Source organism: Myxococcus vastator, assembly GCF_010894475.1.
Taxonomy (GTDB): domain Bacteria; phylum Myxococcota; class Myxococcia; order Myxococcales; family Myxococcaceae; genus Myxococcus; species Myxococcus vastator.
In genome coordinates, this window is record NZ_JAAIYB010000597.1 from 1 (window position 1) to 3,949 (window position 3,949).

General features: G+C 71.5%; 2 protein-coding genes and 1 pseudogene. All 3 read left to right on the top strand.

The genetic code is table 11. The annotated features are described in order from the left end of the window. Nucleotides 1-584: pseudogene (locus G4D87_RS34545) on the top strand (alpha/beta fold hydrolase); the annotation flags it as partial. 18 nt (nt 585-602) lie between these two features. Further along, nucleotides 603-2,072, top strand: a complete 1,470-nt coding sequence (locus G4D87_RS34550) for an AMIN domain-containing protein (protein WP_163786929.1) — start codon at nt 603-605, stop codon at nt 2,070-2,072. A gap of 47 nt (nt 2,073-2,119) precedes the next feature. Then, a partial coding sequence (locus G4D87_RS34555; RefSeq protein WP_163786930.1) for an LPS-assembly protein LptD occupies nt 2,120-3,949 on the top strand: 1,830 nt, incomplete at its 3' end.

A 3,949-nucleotide genomic window follows, 5' to 3' on the forward strand; every position in this document is an offset into this window, starting at 1 on the left:
AGAGGTGTATAAGAGACAGGAACAAGGGCCTGGGCCGCCGGCTGAAGCCGCAGGCGCGGCGGACGCTGCGCTTCGACGCGGTGCCGGTGGACATCATCCTCAAGTCGCTGGAGCGCCAGCTCGCGAAGGCGGAGAACTCGCCGCTGTATCAACAGCTCACCACGCGGCTCAACCGTCTCATCAATCCGGAGCGGGTGAGCGCGGATGACATCCGCTGGTTGCTCCGCGAAGGCGGAGAGCGGGAGCCGCGCCGGGTGCTGGAGCAGTTCGCGCGGTGGATTCGCCGGGGAGAAATGGTCTGCTACCGCACCGGCTTCGACTTCAAGCGGGGCTTCGGCCGCATCGAGGTTCCCATGGCCATCATCTTCGGGGACCTGGACCCGCTGGCCTCGCTGGAGTCGACGCGCAGCGTGTATCGCGCCGCGAAGAGTGAGTACCTGCTCTGGCGCCCGGTGAAGGGCAACAGCCACATCGAGCTGACGATGGGGCACGACATCCGGCAGATCTGCTACGACATCAAGAACCTCATCGAGTACGCGCGGACCCACCGGTATCGCTCGCCGAGCCTTCCGCGGCTCCGCTAGACGCGTCTGGACGGAAAGTTGGAGGCACGTTGGTGCGTGATAGCCTCCACGCTCTTTTGTCAACGTGAAGGGGTGTGGTCGATGAAGCTGTTTGCCGCGTGGCTGCTCGGTGTGGTGCTCGTGCCCTTCTTGGCGCTCGCGCAGGCTCCGGCCACGAACCTGAACACCATCACCGCGGTGCAGGTGAATGGTGGGACGGTGACCATCTCCGGCTCGCAGAAGGCCAACTTCACCACGTTCACCATGACGGACCCGCCGCGGCTCGTCATCGACATCTCCGAGGCCGTCTTCACCGACGTGCCCGAGGAGATCCAGGTGGGCAATGGCACGGTGACGGCCATCCGCACCGCCAGCTATGGCTCCGAGGCGTCCTCCATCGCGCGCGTGCTCATCGGCTACGAGCGCGAGGTGGAGGCGGACATCCAGGCCAATGGCAACCAGCTCGTCGTCCGCGTCGCGGGCGGCGGAGGTCAGGCCGTGGCGCAGGCGCCGGGCACCGAGCAGCCCCAGGCGGGGAGCAGCGCCGCGGAGGCCGCCGCTGCCGCCGCGGCGGAGCGTCAGGCCCAGGAGCAGGCCGCCGCGGAGGCCGCCGCCGCGGCTCGCGCCGAGCGTGAGGCCCAGGCGCGGGCTTCCGCCGAAGCCGCCGCCGCCGCGCAGCGTGACGCGGAGGCGGAGGCGAATCGTCAGGCGGAAGCGCGGGCCGCCGCTCAGCGCCAGCAGGAGGAGCAGGCTCGGGCTGAGGCGGAGCGCAAGCGCCAGGAGGAGGCCGCGCGCGCGTCCGCGCAGGCCTCCGCCGACGAGCAGCGGCGCCAGGAAGAGGCCGCTGCGGCGGAGCGCAAGCGCCAGGAGGAGGCCGCGCGCGCGTCCGCGCAGGACTCCGCCGCCGACGAGCGCCGGGCCCAGCAGCAGGCCGCCGCCGAGGAGCTGGAGCGTCGCAAGGCGGCGGCCCGGGCCGAGGCCGAGCAGCGGAAGGCCGCGCAGCAATCCGCCGCCGAGGAGCGCCGCGCCGCCGCGCGGGCCGCGGCGGAGGAGCGCCGGGCCCAGCAGGAGGCCGCTGCCGAGGAGCGCCGTCAGCGCCAGGCCGAGGCGCGCGCGTCCCGGGAGCGCCGCCAGCAGCAGGCGGTGGAGCCGTCCCGGCCGAGCAGCTCCGGCGCGGTGTCCTCGCGCCGCAAGACGCTGACGCTGGTGGGCTTCCAGCAGCAGCCGGGCGCCTCGCGCGTGTTCATCCGCACCAATGAGCCGGTCAGCTACTCCGTGTCGGAGCAGGGCCGCTCCGTGGTGCTGGAGCTGGAGAACACCCGCGTGGACGCCAGCAACAACACGCTGCCGCTGGACACGTCCTTCTTCGCGACGCCGGTGAGCCGGGTGGACCCGAGCGCGTCCGGGCGGGATGTGCGCATCACCATCGAGCTCCGGCAGGCCGCGCCGTTCCAGGCCCGCCAGGAGGGCAACGTCATTTCATTGGACTTCCAGCGCACAGGCCGGTGAAAAGGGCGGGCCGCTCGGCCTGGGCGCGGCATACCCTGCACCCCTGAATGAGCTTCCTCGTTCCGCTCGCCGCCGCGCTGCTGGTCTCCACGTCGCAGGTGCCGCTCGCCACCCCGTTGGCTCTGCCCAACGGTGAGAAGGCGCAGCTGGCGGCGGACCTGGTCGTCTACGAAGCGGACACGAAGGTCGTCACCGCGCGCGGCAACGCCGTGCTGCGCACGGAGACGATGCAGCTTCGCGCCGACGAGGTGACCTACGACGAGGTGAACCAGCGCGTCACCGCCTCGGGCGGCGTCATGTTCGTGGGCCCCAGCGGCCTGGCCGCGGTCGCCGACACCGTGACGATGGATGTGCGCACCTACGAGGCGAACCTCGAGGGCGGCCTCTTCATGCAGAAGCAGGGCGTCACCCAGGAGGCCCTGTACACGGCGAACACGCCCCAGGCGCTGCGGGCCATGGGGGAGACGCCCCTCCTCATGAGCGGCTCGCGCATCCGCCGGACGGGGGAGAACACCTTCCTCGTGGAGGACCTGGCCTTCACGCCGTGCAACTGCAGCCCGGGTGAGCCCGGCTGGCGCATGGAGGCCTCGTCGGCCACCGTCGTCCTGGGCGAGCGCGCCACGATGACGCTGCCCGTGGTGTACGTGAAGTCCGTGCCCGTGTTCGCGCTGCCGTGGCTCTACATGCCGCTGTCACAGCGGCGCACCGGTCTGCTGCTCCCCAAGCCCACCCTCTCCGCGCTCAACGGCTTCTCCCTGGAGCAGCCCCTCTTCATCACGCTGGGGCAGAGCTACGACGTGACGCTCACGCCGGGGTACTTCAGCGGCGGCTACGAAGTGCACGAGGGCGTACCCGGCGCCCCCGGGCCGGTTCGGGAGCCGCGCTACCTGGGCGTGAAGGGGCCGCGCCTGCTCACCGAGTTCCGCTATGCGCCCAGCGAGCGGACCCGGGGACGGGCCACGCTGGGGTTCCTCTACGACCTCCGACCCATCCGGGATCCGCGCAGCTTCGTGTTCTACCGGCGGACGGTGGACGGTGTCGCCTCGCCAGAGTTCGTCGACGAGCGGCGAGGCCTCCGGGGCGAGGCGTCCTGGCAGCACACCCAGGACATGGGGGGAGGGTGGCACAACCGGGTCGACGCCTCGTTCGTCTCCGACGGCAACTACACCCGCGACCTCACGGCCGACCTCGTCACCCGCGAGTTCACCTACCTGCGCAGCACGGGCACGGTGTTCCAGCGCCAGGACGACCGCTACGCGGGGCTCGACGTGGCGCTGCGCCAGGACATCCGGTGGGGGTACCGCTTCTTCCAGGACAACCGCGTCCCGGCGGCCACGGACCCGGCGCGCCCGGACCTGAAGGGCCCCACCACGTTCCAGCGCTTGCCGGCCATCACCCTGGCCCTGCCGGAGCGGCCCGTGCTGGGCGGAATCATGGGGGGCCTGTCGGTGCAGTACCTGCGGCTCGCGCCCCTGCGAGGCGGGTACGGCGACGAGGGCATCGACGGCCTCTTCCAGCCCGACGGGCGCTATGTCCCTTTCGGCACTGGGGGACGCTCCGAGGACACCGCGCAGTCCGACGGCCTCTTCAATTCCAACGACCGCGAAGCCCGCAACCGGGTGGACTTCTTCCCCCGCCTGTCCACGTCCTTCGGGCTGGGCAGCCTGATGCGTGTGTCGCCTTCGCTGGGCCTGCGCCAGGACGTGTGGCTGGGTGAGGTGTCGGGCCGGACGTGGCAGCGGGGCTATCCCATCGCCGGGCTGCTGCTCGAAAGCCAGGTGGCGCGCGTCTTCGAGGGCCGCGAGACGAGCTTCCGTCATGCCATCACCCCCTCGCTGGAGCTGCGCTACGTGCCGGGCGGGTGGGGCCGGCTCCCC